Raw genomic sequence first — 12,305 nt, 5'->3', positions numbered from 1 at the left:
GACAGGGCCCTGTGACCATGGCCAGGCAACCCCGCTACCTCTGGCTGGCGGACCAGCTGCGCGGCCCGATCCTGAACGGGGAGATGCCGCCCGGCACACGGCTCCCCTCACGGACGCGGCTGGCGCGCTCCTACCGTGTCAGCGAGCAGATCTCCCGCACCGCGCTCCGGCTCCTGGTCACCGAGGGCCTGGTGGAGTCCCGGCCCGGATCCGGCTACTTCGTGCGCGCCGTCCCCGAGGTCTTCCGGATCTGTAGGACCGACTCCTCCTCCGGTTCCGGCCTGGGACGGCTCAGCCGCGAGGAGATCGGCACCGAGCAGGAGCAGTGCTCCCCGCCGCTGAGCTCCCGGCTCCGGCTGCGCGAGGGTGACCCGGTGTACCGCACCACCTCGCGGGGACTGTCCTCTCGGACCCCCATCACCCTGCACCTGTCCTGGGAACCCGCGGTCCTCACGGCGGGAACCCTGCGCGCCCCGTTCGACGGCGCGCACGACGCCGGGCTGCTCGAACGGCTCAGCGCCGTGGGACACCCCGTCGACCGCGTGGTGGAGGAGGTGCGGGTGCGTGCCCTGCGCGACTCCGAGGCATCCCTGCTCGGTTCGGCCCCCGGCATACCCGTGCTGGTGGTGGAGCGCACCCACTACAGCGGAAGCCGGCCGGTGGAGACCTCCGACCTCATCGGGTCGGTCGAGCAGTGTCGACTCCTCTACAAACTGACACTGGCCCGGCCCCGCCGTCCCGGCGACCCCCGGCGGTACTGATCCCCGGACGGTACTGACCCCGGCGGTCGGCCCCGGACACACGCGCGGGGGCGGCGACCGGTATCACCGGTCACCGCCCCCGTCGTTCGCCTCGCGGGCCCGCGGGCCCGCGGGTCAGGTCAGGCCTGGGTGAACTCCCGGGCCACGACCTCGGCGATCTGCGCGGTGTTCAGCGCGGCGCCCTTGCGCAGGTTGTCCCCGCACAGGAACAGGTCCAGCGACTTCGGGTCGTCCAGCGACTGACGGATGCGGCCGACCCAGGTCGGGTCGGTGCCCACGACGTCGGCCGGGGTCGGGAACTCCCCGTTGGCCGGGTCGTCCTGGACCACGACGCCCTCGGCGGAGCCGAGAAGCTGACGGGCGGCGTCGCCGGTCACCTCGTCGGCGAAGGTCGCGTGCACGACCAGCGAGTGGGTGGTGATCACCGGGACGCGGACGCAGGTGGCGGAGACGCGCAGGTCCGGCAGGCCCAGGATCTTGCGGGACTCGTTGCGGACCTTCAGCTCCTCCGAGGACCAGCCGTCGTCCTTGGGCGATCCCGCCCACGGCACGACGTTGTAGGCCAGCGGCGCGGGGAACGGGCCCAGCTCGCCGACGGCGGCGCGGACGTCGCCCGACTTCTCGCCGAGGCTGCGGTCGGCACCGGCCTTGGCCATCTGGTCGCGCAGGGTGTCGATGCCCTCCTGGCCGGCGCCGGAGGCGGCCTGGTAGGAGGAGACCACCAGGTCGGTGAGGCCGTGGGCGCGGTGCAGGGCGCCGATCGCCACGATCATCGACAGGGTGGTGCAGTTGGGGTTGCTGATGATGCCGCGCGGGCGGTTGCGGACCTGGTCCGCGTTGACCTCGGGCACCACGAGCGGAACCTCGGGGTCCATGCGGAACGCGCCGGAGTTGTCGACGGCGACCGCGCCGCGGGCGGCGGCGATCGGCGCCCACTCCTTGGACACCTCGTCGGGGACGTCGAACATGGCGACGTCCACGCCGTCGAAGACCTCGGGCGCCAGGGCCTGGACCACGACGTCCTCGCCGCGCACGCGCAGGACCTTGCCCGCACTGCGCGGGGAGGCGACGAGGCGGATCTCGCCCCAGACGTTCTCGCGCTGGGTCAGGATGTCCAGCATCACGGTGCCGACGGCGCCGGTGGCGCCGACGATGGCCAGGGTGGGAAGACGGTTGCTCATCGGCCGGTACCTCCGTACACGACAGCCTCGACCTGGTCGGCGTCGAGCTTGAACTCACTGTGGGCGGCCCGGACGGCCGCGTCGATCTGGTCCTCCTCGACGATCACCGAGATGCGGATCTCCGAGGTGGAGATCATCTCGACGTTGGTGCCGGAGGAGGCGATGGCGTCGAAGAAGCGGGCGGTCACACCCGGGTAGGAGCGCATGCCCGCGCCGATCAGCGACACCTTGCCGATCTTGTCGTCATAGCGCAGGGACTCGAAACCGACCTTGTCCTGCACCTTCTTCAGCGCGGCGACCGTCTCCTTGCCGAAGTCCTTGGGCACCGTGAAGGAGATGTCGGTGCGCGAGGTGGAGACCGCCGACACGTTCTGCACGATCATGTCGATGTTGACCTCGGCGTCGGCCAGGGCCTGGAAGAGCGTGGCGGCCTCACCGACCCGGTCCGGCACGCCGACGACGGTGATCTTGGCTTCGCTCCGGTCGTGTGAGACACCGGAGATGATCGGCTGTTCCATGCCTTCGCTTTCCTCGACTTCTGGGACGACCCAGGTCCCGGGCTTCTGGCTGAAAGATGAGCGGACGTGCAGGGGGATGTTGTACTGACGTGCGTACTCGACACAGCGCAGGTGCAGGATCTTGGTCCCGCACGCGGCCATCTCCAGCATCTCCTCGTAGGAGATCTGGGGAATGCGCCGCGCGCTCGGCACGATGCGCGGGTCCGCGGTGAACACACCGTCGACGTCGCTGTAGATCTCGCAGGCGTCGGCGTCCAGGGCTGCGGCCAGCGCCACCGCGGTGGTGTCCGAGCCGCCACGACCCAGGGTGGTGATGTCCTTGCTGTCCTGGGAGACGCCCTGGAAGCCGGCGACGATGCAGATCGCGCCCTCGTCCACGGCCTCCCGGATGCGGCCCGGGGTCACGTCGATGATCTTGGCGTTGCCGTGCAGCGACGTGGTGATGACACCGGCCTGGGAGCCGGTGAAGGACCGGGCCTCAAAGCCCAGGTTCTCGATGGCCATGGCGACCACCGCCATGGACATGCGCTCACCGGCGGTGAGCAGCATGTCGAGTTCGCGCGCGGGCGGCAGCGGGGACACCTGCTCGGCGAGTTCGATCAGTTCGTCGGTGGTGTCGCCCATGGCCGAGACCACGACGACGACGTCATATCCCGCCTTTTTCTGAGCGACGATCCGCTGGGCTACTCGCTTGATGGCTTCCGCGTCGGATACGGAAGACCCACCGTACTTCTGCACGATTAGGGCCACGATCGATGCTCCTGAGGAGTTGGGATCAAGACAATGAAATGGAGTGTAGCCAGCGACGTCCTCGTCGACCCCGTCCGACCTGCGGCGGGAGGGCGTGGCGTCTTGACACACCAGCGCTCGGGCTTACCCGGTCAGACGCAAGTTACTCGTGATCTGGCTACATCAAGGCTGAATGTGAGCTAGAACTCCAGGCTGCGGCGGCCCTCGAAGGCGCGTCCGAGGGTGACCTCGTCGGCGTACTCCAGGTCGCCGCCCACGGGCAGGCCACTGGCCAGACGGGTCACCTTCAACCCCATGGGTTTGACCAGCCGCGCCAGATAGGTCGCGGTGGCCTCCCCTTCCAGGTTGGGGTCCGTGGCCAGGATCAGCTCCGTCACGTTGCCGTCGGCCAGACGGGTCATGAGCTCCTTGACCCGCAGGTCGTCGGGGCCCACGCCCTCGATGGGGCTGATGGCGCCGCCCAGGACGTGGTAGCGGCCCCGGAACTCGCGGGTGCGCTCGATGGCGACGACGTCCTTGGACTCCTCGACCACGCAGATGATCGCGGGGTCGCGACGGGCGTCGCGGCAGATGCGGCACCGGTCCTCTTCGGCGACGTTGCCGCAGACCTCGCAGAAGCGCACCTTCTCCTTGACCTCGACAAGCGCGTTGACGAGGCGTTTGACGTCCGCGTGCTCCGCGGACAGCAGGTGGAAGGCGATGCGCTGCGCGCTTTTCGGACCGACGCCGGGCAGCCGCCCGAGCTCGTCGATCAGATTCTGTACAGCGCCTTCGTACATCGCCTACCCACCAGGTCGGACCGGATGCTTCGGGGCGGTCCGTCTCCCCGTCTTCCCACCGTATCCGTAGCGACGACCTGCCGGGTACACGAGGGCTCTCACCTGCGCACAGGCGTGCGCGGGTGCCCGGGCAAGCACGTGGACCGGCCCCGGGAGGGGCCTTCCCCGACCGTCGGCCCGGGCCCCGTGGGCACTCCCTAGAGGCCGGGGATGCCGGGCATTCCACCGGGCATACCGGGCATCCCGCCACCGCCCAGGCCCTCGGCGAGCGGACCCATCTTCTCCTGCTGGAGCTGCTCCACCTGCGCCTCGGCGTCGCGGATGGCCGCCAGGACCAGGTCCGCGACGGTCTGGGCGCTCTCCTCGGCGTCGGCGGTGTCGATCGCCTGGGCGTCGACGGTGATGTCCTCGACCTGCCCGCGCCCGCTCAGCTTGACCTTGACCAGGCCTCCGCCGGAGGTGCCCTCGACCTCGGCCTCCTCCAGCGCCTCCTGGGCCTCCACGAGCTGCTGCTGCATCTGCTGGGCCTGCTGGAGCAGGGCCTGCATGTCCATTCCGCCAGGGTTCACGGCCGTCTCCTCGCCGCACTCGTCAGTGCTGGGTCTCGCTGTCATGTGGCTGTTGCTGTGAGCGTACCGGGCGACCCGGGAGGCGGGACGGCCGGAAGGACCGCCGTCGGGATCCGGCGGACGCCGATCCGGGAAAGAGGGCACCTCCAGTCGAGGGACTTTCACTGTTCGTCCAGATCTGGGGGATATGTGGACTACCCCTGTCACGAGGTGGGAACGACTCACTCGGACGGAACTCCCACCAGCGAAGAGAGCGAAGGGTGCCGTCGGCATCACTCTCGGTTGAAAGGGTGCCCCGCGGGGCACAAAGTCCCGGTAGTGCTCTCGGGCGCTACCGGTACCACTGAAAGCCACGGGGGACTGAGGACGTGTTGACCGCCAGAGAGCGCCACTCGGCGCTGGTCGAGGCGATGGTCGCGGACGGCACGCTGACCGACGCCTCCCTCATCGACGCGTTCCGGTCGGTGCCCCGCCACCGGTTCATCCCCGGGACGGGAGCGCTGACCGCGCACGGGGCCGCCCTCAACGCCAACAGCAATCCCGAGCGCTGGCTCGCGGCCGTCTACGCCGACAACGCCATCGTCACCCAGATCGACGACCCCTTCGTCCCCGAGCGCAGGGAGGCGCCCGCGCCCCGGGAACCCGACCCCCGGCGCAGGGGGGAGGACGCCTCGACCTCGTCCAGTTCGGCGCCCACGGTCCTCGCGCGCCTGCTGGAGCTGGCCGACCTGGCCAACGGGCAGAGGGTGCTGGAGGTGGGCACGGGGACCGCCTGGAACACGGCGCTGCTGGCGCACCGGCTGGGCGACAGCGCCGTCACCTCCCTGGAGATCGACCCCCGTCTGGCCATAACGGCCCGGGAGGCCCTTCGCACGGAGGGCTACTCCCCCGCCGTCCACCTGGCCGACGGGTACGAGGGGTATCCGCCCGGCGCGCCCTACGACCGCGTCGTCTCGACCTGCGGCGTGCGGCGGCTGCCGCCCGCGTGGACGGAGCAACTGCGCCCGGGCGGCATGGTGGTCTGCCCGTGGGGGCTGCTGGAGGGGGCGGGGGTCCTCGCGCGGATCGAGTGCCCCGGGGACGGCTCGGCCCGGGGAAGCTTCCACAGCGGGGTGGGGTTCGTGCCGCTGCGCACCCCGGGGTCCGCGCCGCGGCCGGTACGGGACGCGGGACAGCAGCCCGACGAGTACCGGCTCACCCAGACCGATCCGGTGGCGCCGCTGATGGCGTTCCCGTCGGCGTTCGCCCTGTCGGTGATGGTGCCGGGCTGGCGGATGCGGCGCAGGTGGATCGGTACCGGATCGGGCGTGTGGGTGTGCGACCAGGAGGGCGCCTCGTGGGTGCGGGTGTACCCCTACGGCACCTCGTGGATGGTCGAGCAGGGCGGCCCGAGAAGCATCTGGGACGAGTTCGAGGAGGCCCTGGGGCTGTGGGAGAAGCTGGGGGAGCCGGAACCGGACCGGTTCGGGCTGTCGGTGGACGCCGACGGCGTGCACCGGGTGTGGCTGGACTCACCGGAGGGCCGGAGCTGGAGGCTGTGAACGCCGACGGCCCCCTCCGGCGGGGGACCGTCGCCGCGCGGTCACGCCGTTCCTTCGGCGTCTCCTGACTTCTCGGATCCCTCGGAGCCGCGGGAGGCGTTCTTCTCCTGGAGCTTGCGCAGGAGTTCCCGTCTGCGCTCCACGGCGTCGGTGCTGGGCCCGCCCTTTCCGCCGCCCTTGCCCCCGCGGAGCGTGGAGCGGGCGACGGTGGCGCGTTGTCCGCCCATACCGAGAAGGTTGTCGCTGTTCCTGGCCATGCGGACCTCCTTTCCCTTCAGGCCGGACACGCGAGGTCCCGCCGGAATCGATGCTGACCTCCGTAGGATATCCCCACCAAGACGATACGTCTCGTCATTTCTCAGCCACTACCGTGGCAGGTATGGCAGAGAGCACCGCACGGGAAGAGCCCCGGACCCGCAGCAGCCCCGACCCCCGCCGCCGCAGCGAGCGTTCGCGGCGCGCCATCCTGGACGCCGCCGCCGAGCTGATGGGCGAGGTCGGCTACGCGAGGCTGACCATGGAGGCGATCGCGGCCAGGGCCAGGGTCGGCAAGCAGACCATCTACCGGTGGTGGCCCTCCAAGGCCGCCGTGGCCTTCGACGTGTTCACGGCGCTGACCGGCGGGAACGCCGGTGATCCGCTGCCCGACACCGGCGACCTGGCCACGGACCTGAGGACGGTGCTGCGGGCCACGGTGGACGAGTTCCACGTCCCGGAGATGGACCGGACCACCCGGGCGTTCACCGCGGAGATCCAGAGCGACCTGGCCCTCGCCGAGGCCGTCAACGAGCGCCTGGTCCGCCCGAACACGGAGGCGCTCAAGGACAGGCTGCGCTCGGCCGTCGACGCGGGAGAGGTGGATCCGGACGCCGACCTGGAGCTGGCCGCGGAGCTGCTCAACGGGCCGGTCCACCACCGTTGGCTGCTGCGCACCGCGCCGCTCACCCACGAGTACGTGGACGAGCTGGTGGACACGGTGCTGCGCGCCCTGCGGCCGAAGGGGCACGGGGAAAGCGCCGGGGAGAACGCCGGGGAGCGCGAGGACGCGCCCGGCGGATCCTAGAGGGACGCGTTCGGGCCCTCGTGCTCGATCTCCTCGATGACCCGGCCGCCGAGCTCGGACTCGATGAGCGCGGCACCGGCGCCCGGTGGCACGGGGGCGCTCTGCGAGGCCTTCCCGCCGGAGGCCGGGTTCTGCGCCCGGGGCTGCGGCTGCTGCGGTGCGGGCGCCGGTGAGGAGGACGTCGGCGAGGAGGGCGCCGCGGAGTCGGTGTACTCCGGCGGAGGCGAGGCGGCCGCGTCCTCGTAGGGGTCGGGCGGCGGCTCCTGGAGTCCGGTGACGATCCGGTCCGGCGGCGGGCCGGCGGGGCCGGGCGCCGATCCGGGGCCGGCGGTGCCGGACGCGGGCTCCGCAGCCGGCGCGCCTGGACGCGCGGGTTCGGGAGCGGGCGCGTCCCACCCCGCCGGCTCGGCCGGACGCGCGGGCTCCGCCCTGCGCGCGGAGGCGGGAGGAGCCGTGGCGCCGCCCGCCGCGGCCACACGCACCTCCGCCCCGAGGACCTGCCGGATCGCGGCGGCGACCACCTGGTCGCTGCCGCTGTTGCCGAAGCCCCTGGCGTCGTTGGGCCGGGCGAAGCTGAGCAGGACGGTGTTGCCCTCCACCCCGACCGGGCGGACGTCGCTACCGCTCAGCACCATCCAGGTGAACCGGCGAAGGTTCTTGACCGCCTCCAGGATCTGGCCCCAGGCGCCCTGTACCCGTCCCAGGTCCAGTGCGCCGCCGGACGGCGGAGGTGCCTCTCCCCGCCCGGGGGCGCTCTGCCGGGCCGGTGCGTCCCAGCCCGAGGGCTCGGAGCGCCGTTCCGCGGGGGCCGGAGCCGGGGCGGGGTCCGGCCGTGCCGTGGAGGCCGGTTCCCCGGCGGCCCGCGCGGGCTCGGGCGCCGCCGCCGGAGAGGGCTGGGGAGGCTGAGGCGACTGCGGAGGCTGAGGCGGCTGGGAGTGGGACGGCTGGGACGGCTGGGGCCCGGGTGCGGGCTGGACCTGGGCGGCGGGAGCGACGGCGCCGGAGGCGACCCGGCGCTCCAACTGCTCCAGGCGTGCCAGCAGGGCCACGCCCTGGTCGCCGTCGGTGCCCGGCAGCAGGATCCGCGAGCACATGAGTTCCAGCAGCAGCCGGGGCGCGGTGGCCCCGCGCATCTCGGTCAGCCCCTGGTTGAGGATGTCGGTGGCGCGGGTGAGCTCGGCCGGGCCCAGGCGGGAGGCCTGGCCCTTCATCTGCTCGACCGCCTCCGGGTCGACGTTGATCAGGCCCTTGTCCAGGGCGTCGGGAACGGCGGCCAGCACGACCAGGTCGCGGAAGCGCTCCAGCAGGTCCGTGGTGAAGCGGCGCGGGTCGTGGCCGCCCTCCACCACGCGGTCGATCAGGCCGAACACGGCCGCGCCGTCGCGGGCGCCGAGGGCGTCGACCATCTCGCCGAGCAGGCTGGAGTCGGTGTAGCCCAGCAGGGAGACGGCGCCCTCTCGGGTGATGCCGCCCTCGTCCGAGCCGGCGATGAGCTGGTCCAGCACCGAGAGCGTGTCACGCGCCGAGCCCGCGCCCGCGCGCACGACCAGCGGCAGCGCGGACGGGTCGTAGGAGATGCCCTCCTGCTTGAGGAGGTCCTCCATGAGCTCCTTGAGGGTGCTCGGCGGAATGAGGCGGAAGGGGTAGTGGTGGGTCCGCGAGCGGATCGTGCCGATGACCTTCTCGGGCTCGGTGGTCGCGAACACGAACTTCAGGTGCGGCGGGGGTTCCTCCACCAGCTTGAGGAGCGCGTTGAAACCCTCGCGGGTCACCATGTGCGCCTCGTCGATGATGTAGATCTTGTAGCGCGAGTTGACCGGCGAGAAGAAGGCGCGCTCGCGCAGTTCGCGGGCGTCGTCCACACCGCCGTGCGAGGCGGCGTCGATCTCCATGACGTCGATGCTGCCGCCGCCGTCGGGGGCCAGCGCCACGCAGGAGTCGCAGGTGCCGCACGGGTCCGGGGTGGGACCCTCGACACAGTTGAGGGAGCGGGCCAGGATGCGGGCGCTGGTGGTCTTGCCGCAGCCGCGCGGTCCGCTGAACAGGTAGGCGTGGTTGATCCGTCCGCTGCGCAGTGCCTGGCGCAGCGGGTCCGTCACGTGTTCCTGTCCGCGCACCTCGCCGAACGTCGCGGGCCGGTACTTGCGGTACAGCGCGATGCTCACGGTGTGATCACTCCCCTGGTCCCTGCCACGTGTCCATTCAACCTGCAAGCGGTGACACTCGCGCCGGTTGGCGCAGACCGGGAGGGGTTTCGACCGGGCCGGAGAAAGAGAAAGGACCCCCCGCGCACCCGCCAGAGCCTACTTATCCTTGCTGCCTTCCGGCCCTGGGGAGGTTCATAGGGTGACGCCGCACGAGGGGTCTGCATCGAGTCTATCCGACACCCGGACTGCTCTTGCAACCCTTCCGCTCCCGATTCGGACGGCCCCTCCGGCCCCCCGGCCGGACACGCTCCGTCGCAGGCCGCGCGCCCCGCGCGAACCACGCGCCTTGTTTGGATAAGTCACGCGTTCGCGGACATCATGGATGGCATGCTCGACCCCCTGAAACCCACCGACAGCTCCCAGGCCCGCCGCGACCTCATCGTGGACACCCTGGAGAACGCCTTCTCGGACCTGATGGCCGCCGACCCGGCCGCCTTCCGCGTCAAGTTCCGCAAGATGGCGGCCAACCCGTTCGCCTTCTACCGGGGCAGCGCCGCGCTCTTCTACACCGACGTCTCGGCCATGGACGACCCCTGGGCCAACGACCACACCTCGCGGGTGTGGATCCAGGGCGACCTGCACGCGGAGAACTTCGGCACCTACATGGACTCCACCGGGCGCCTGGTGTTCGACGTCAACGACTTCGACGAGGCCTACATCGGCCACTTCACCTGGGACGTGCTCAGGTTCGTGGCCAGCATCGCCCTGCTGGGGTGGCAGAAGGCCCTGTCCGACGACGACATCGGCAGGCTCGTGCCCCACTACGTCGACGCCTACGTCTCCCAGGTGCGCGATTTCGCGACGAAGGGCGGCGACTCGGAGTTCTCCCTCAAGCTGGGCAACACCGACGGCACGGTGCACGACGTCCTCCAGCAGGCGCGGCTCAAGAGCCGCGCCGCGATGCTGACGTCCATGACCACCCGTGAGGGGTACACCCGCCGGTTCGGCGAGGGCCCGCGGGCGCGCCGCCTGGGGGACGAGGAGCGGGAGACGGTCCTGGCCGCCTACGACGCCTACCTGGGGACCATCCCCGAGGACCAGCGGTTCGCGTCGATGAGCTACGGGGTCAAGGACGTGGTGGGCAGCGGCGGCTTCGGGATCGGCTCGGCGGGGCTGCCCGCCTACACGCTGCTCATCGAGGGCCAGTCCGAGGCGTGGGACAACGACGTCGTGCTGTCCATGAAGCAGGGCAACGTGGCCGCACCGTCACGGGTGGTGACCGACCGCGGCATCATGGAGGCCTTCAGGCACCACGGGCACCGCACCGCCGTGTCCCAGCGTGCCCTTCAGGCGCACACCGACCCGCTGCTCGGCCACACCGAGATCGGCGGCGTGGGCTTCGTGGTGAGCGAGGTCTCCCCCTACACCAACGACCTGGACTGGGACGACCTCACCGAGCCCGCGGACATCGCCCCGGTGCTGGACTACCTGGGCCGGGCCACCGCCAAGGCGCACTGCGTGTCCGACTCGCACGCGGACACCACCGTGGGGGGCGTCGAGACCGAGGTGGCGATCATGGAGGCGATCGACGGCCACGAGGCGGAGTTCACACAGCGGTGCGTGGAGTTCGCGCACCGGTACGCGGCCCAGGCGCGGGCCGACCACTCGCTGTTCGTGGACGCCTTCCGCAACAACGCCATCAGGGGCGTGCGGTCCAGCCGTGTCCCGTAACCGGGCGCGGCCCCGAGGCCGTCGGGGCGGTCGACGGAGGCGGTCGCCGGGGCGGCCGGAAACCGTTCGGAGCACTCCGTGACGGCATGTAGAGTTATCAGCGGAGGATTCGCCTAGTGGCCTAGGGCGCACGCTTGGAAAGCGTGTTGGTGGCAACGCCTCAGGGGTTCGAATCCCCTATCCTCCGCCGATCGAGGGCGGCCCTGCGAGCAGGGTCGCCCTCGCTGCTTGTCGGGGGGCGCCCCCCGAACCCCCGAAGAGCCCCGCAGGGCACACGCAAGGCCCCGACCGGACACCGGTCGGGGCCTTCGCCGTTCCCGGGGTGTCTCAGCCGGCGGGTGCGTGGACGCGCCGGGCCCCGGTCACCCCCAGCATCAGGGAGTACAGGCTGGTCGTGGCGGTGATGAACAGGACGTTGTTCTTGGGGCCGCCGAAGGCGATGTTGGAGACGGTCTCGGGGACCCGGATCCGTCCGATGAGGGTGCCGTCGGGGGCGTAGCAGTGCACTCCGCCGTCCATGGCGGCGGCCCACAGGCGCCCCTCGTCGTCGAAGCGGATGTTGTCGAACCGGGAGCCGTCGCCCGCGGCCTCGGTGAAGACCTCGCCGTCCGTCAGCGTTCCGTCCTCGCGCACCCCGAACACGCGGATGTGGTTGGCGACGGTGTCGGAGACGTAGAGCCTGCGCCCGTCGGCGGACAGGACCAGTCCGTTGGGCCCCCTGAAGCCGTCGGCGGCGATACGGACCTCGGCGGTCACGGGGTCCACCCGGTAGACGTTGCGGGCGCCGATCTCGCTCTCGGCGCGGTGGCCCTCGTAGTCGCTGGTGATGCCGAAGTCCGGGTCGGAGAACCAGACCGAGCCGTCGGAGCCCACGACCGCGTCGTTGGGGCTGTTGAGGCGCCTGCCCCCGAACCGGTCGGCGATGACGGTGACCGTCCCGTCGTGCTCGGTGCGGGTGACGCGCCGGTTGCCCTGCTCGCAGGTGACGAGCCGCCCCTCGCGGTCGAGGGTGTTGCCGTTGCTGTGCCCGGCCGGGGAACGGAAGAGGCCGACGGCGCCGGTCTGCTCGTCCCAGCGCAGCATGCGGTCGTTGGGGATGTCGCTGAAGACGACCTGCCGCCAGGCGGGGAGGTAGAGCGGGCCCTCCGTCCACCGGCAGCCCTGGTGGAGCCGTTCCAGCCGGGTGTCGCCGTTGGCGCAGCGGCCCGTGCGGAAGCGGTCGTCCAGGATCTCGTAGATACCGTCGTCAGAGGACATCGTTCTCC

The 12,305-nt window shown here is 71.3% G+C and carries 11 protein-coding genes, 1 tRNA gene and 1 other RNA gene; 5 read left to right on the top strand and 8 right to left on the bottom strand.

The features are described 5' to 3' along the window. Positions 1 to 17: 17 nt before the first annotated feature. Positions 18 to 761, top strand: coding sequence for a GntR family transcriptional regulator (locus NOSIN_RS22510; RefSeq protein ID WP_077692646.1), 744 nt, complete (start codon positions 18 to 20; stop codon positions 759 to 761). Positions 762 to 880: 119 nt separating this feature from the next. Here the strand turns inward: NOSIN_RS22510 and NOSIN_RS22505 are convergent, their stop codons facing one another. The 4 genes from NOSIN_RS22505 to NOSIN_RS22490 form a co-directional block, all read right to left on the bottom strand. After that, a complete protein-coding gene (locus NOSIN_RS22505) occupies positions 881 to 1,942 on the bottom strand; it encodes an aspartate-semialdehyde dehydrogenase (protein WP_077692645.1) in 1,062 nt (353 codons plus the stop codon). Further along, the gene (locus NOSIN_RS22500) at positions 1,939 to 3,210 is read right to left on the bottom strand and encodes an aspartate kinase (protein ID WP_077692644.1); all 1,272 of its coding nucleotides are present in this window, start codon (positions 3,208 to 3,210) and stop codon (positions 1,939 to 1,941) included. The genes NOSIN_RS22505 and NOSIN_RS22500 overlap by 4 nt, the downstream gene beginning before the upstream one ends. A 179-nt stretch (positions 3,211 to 3,389) precedes the next feature. After that, positions 3,390 to 3,989, bottom strand: coding sequence for a recombination mediator RecR (gene recR / locus NOSIN_RS22495; RefSeq protein ID WP_077692643.1), 600 nt, complete (start codon positions 3,987 to 3,989; stop codon positions 3,390 to 3,392). Between the two features lie 197 nt (positions 3,990 to 4,186). Beyond that, positions 4,187 to 4,543 carry a YbaB/EbfC family nucleoid-associated protein gene (locus tag NOSIN_RS22490; RefSeq protein WP_077692642.1) on the bottom strand — a complete coding sequence of 119 codons (357 nt, stop codon included), beginning with the start codon at positions 4,541 to 4,543 and terminating at the stop codon, positions 4,187 to 4,189. Positions 4,544 to 4,929: 386 nt separating this feature from the next. Here NOSIN_RS22490 and NOSIN_RS22485 point away from each other — a divergent pair, with 386 nt between their 5' ends. Further along, entirely contained in the window at positions 4,930 to 6,099 is a 1,170-nt protein-coding gene (locus tag NOSIN_RS22485) for a methyltransferase domain-containing protein (RefSeq protein ID WP_077692641.1), read from the top strand. A 41-nt stretch (positions 6,100 to 6,140) separates the two neighbouring features. Here NOSIN_RS22485 and NOSIN_RS22480 read toward each other — a convergent pair whose 3' ends face one another. Further along, positions 6,141 to 6,356, bottom strand: coding sequence for a DUF6243 family protein (locus NOSIN_RS22480; RefSeq protein ID WP_077693722.1), 216 nt, complete (start codon positions 6,354 to 6,356; stop codon positions 6,141 to 6,143). A 122-nt stretch (positions 6,357 to 6,478) separates the two neighbouring features. Between NOSIN_RS22480 and NOSIN_RS22475 the strand changes: the two genes are divergently transcribed. Beyond that, entirely contained in the window at positions 6,479 to 7,162 is a 684-nt protein-coding gene (locus NOSIN_RS22475; protein ID WP_077692640.1) for a TetR/AcrR family transcriptional regulator, read from the top strand. Here the strand turns inward: NOSIN_RS22475 and NOSIN_RS22470 are convergent. Both NOSIN_RS22470 and ffs read right to left on the bottom strand, forming a co-directional pair. Continuing rightward, the gene (locus NOSIN_RS22470) at positions 7,159 to 9,327 is read right to left on the bottom strand and encodes a DNA polymerase III subunit gamma and tau (RefSeq protein ID WP_077692639.1); all 2,169 of its coding nucleotides are present in this window, start codon (positions 9,325 to 9,327) and stop codon (positions 7,159 to 7,161) included. The genes NOSIN_RS22475 and NOSIN_RS22470 overlap by 4 nt on opposite strands. Positions 9,328 to 9,435: 108 nt before the next feature. Next, positions 9,436 to 9,531, bottom strand: an RNA gene (gene ffs / locus NOSIN_RS22465) — signal recognition particle sRNA small type. A gap of 165 nt (positions 9,532 to 9,696) precedes the next feature. Here ffs and NOSIN_RS22460 point away from each other — a divergent pair. Both NOSIN_RS22460 and NOSIN_RS22455 read left to right on the top strand, forming a co-directional pair. Beyond that, positions 9,697 to 11,040, top strand: a complete 1,344-nt coding sequence (locus NOSIN_RS22460) for a DUF2252 domain-containing protein (RefSeq protein ID WP_375539670.1) — start codon at positions 9,697 to 9,699, stop codon at positions 11,038 to 11,040. Between the two features lie 102 nt (positions 11,041 to 11,142). Further along, positions 11,143 to 11,227 (top strand) — tRNA-Ser (locus NOSIN_RS22455). Between the two features lie 140 nt (positions 11,228 to 11,367). On the opposite strand, the gene NOSIN_RS22450 is transcribed toward NOSIN_RS22455, so the two are convergent. Beyond that, positions 11,368 to 12,297, bottom strand: a complete 930-nt coding sequence (locus NOSIN_RS22450) for an SMP-30/gluconolactonase/LRE family protein (protein WP_077692637.1) — start codon at positions 12,295 to 12,297, stop codon at positions 11,368 to 11,370. Positions 12,298 to 12,305: the final 8 nt, after the last annotated feature.

The organism is Nocardiopsis sinuspersici (assembly GCF_001998325.1).
Lineage (GTDB): Bacteria > Actinomycetota > Actinomycetes > Streptosporangiales > Streptosporangiaceae > Nocardiopsis > Nocardiopsis sinuspersici.
The sequence above is the reverse complement of the archived record's forward strand: the minus strand, read 5'-3'. Positions and strand labels throughout refer to the sequence as shown.

Excerpts from the sequence above, each read along its gene's own strand:
- recR (WP_077692643.1), bottom strand. The coding sequence starts at position 3,989 with ATGTACGAAGGCGCTGTACAGAATCTGATCGACGAGCTCGGGCGGCTG.
- NOSIN_RS22490 (WP_077692642.1), bottom strand. The coding sequence starts at position 4,543 with ATGGACATGCAGGCCCTGCTCCAGCAGGCCCAGCAGATGCAGCAGCAG.
- NOSIN_RS22480 (WP_077693722.1), bottom strand. The coding sequence starts at position 6,356 with ATGGCCAGGAACAGCGACAACCTTCTCGGTATGGGCGGACAACGCGCC.
- NOSIN_RS22475 (WP_077692640.1), top strand. The coding sequence starts at position 6,479 with ATGGCAGAGAGCACCGCACGGGAAGAGCCCCGGACCCGCAGCAGCCCC.
- NOSIN_RS22510 (WP_077692646.1), top strand. The coding sequence starts at position 18 with ATGGCCAGGCAACCCCGCTACCTCTGGCTGGCGGACCAGCTGCGCGGC.
- NOSIN_RS22460 (WP_375539670.1), top strand. The coding sequence starts at position 9,697 with ATGCTCGACCCCCTGAAACCCACCGACAGCTCCCAGGCCCGCCGCGAC.
- NOSIN_RS22450 (WP_077692637.1), bottom strand. The coding sequence starts at position 12,297 with ATGTCCTCTGACGACGGTATCTACGAGATCCTGGACGACCGCTTCCGC.
- NOSIN_RS22505 (WP_077692645.1), bottom strand. The coding sequence starts at position 1,942 with ATGAGCAACCGTCTTCCCACCCTGGCCATCGTCGGCGCCACCGGCGCC.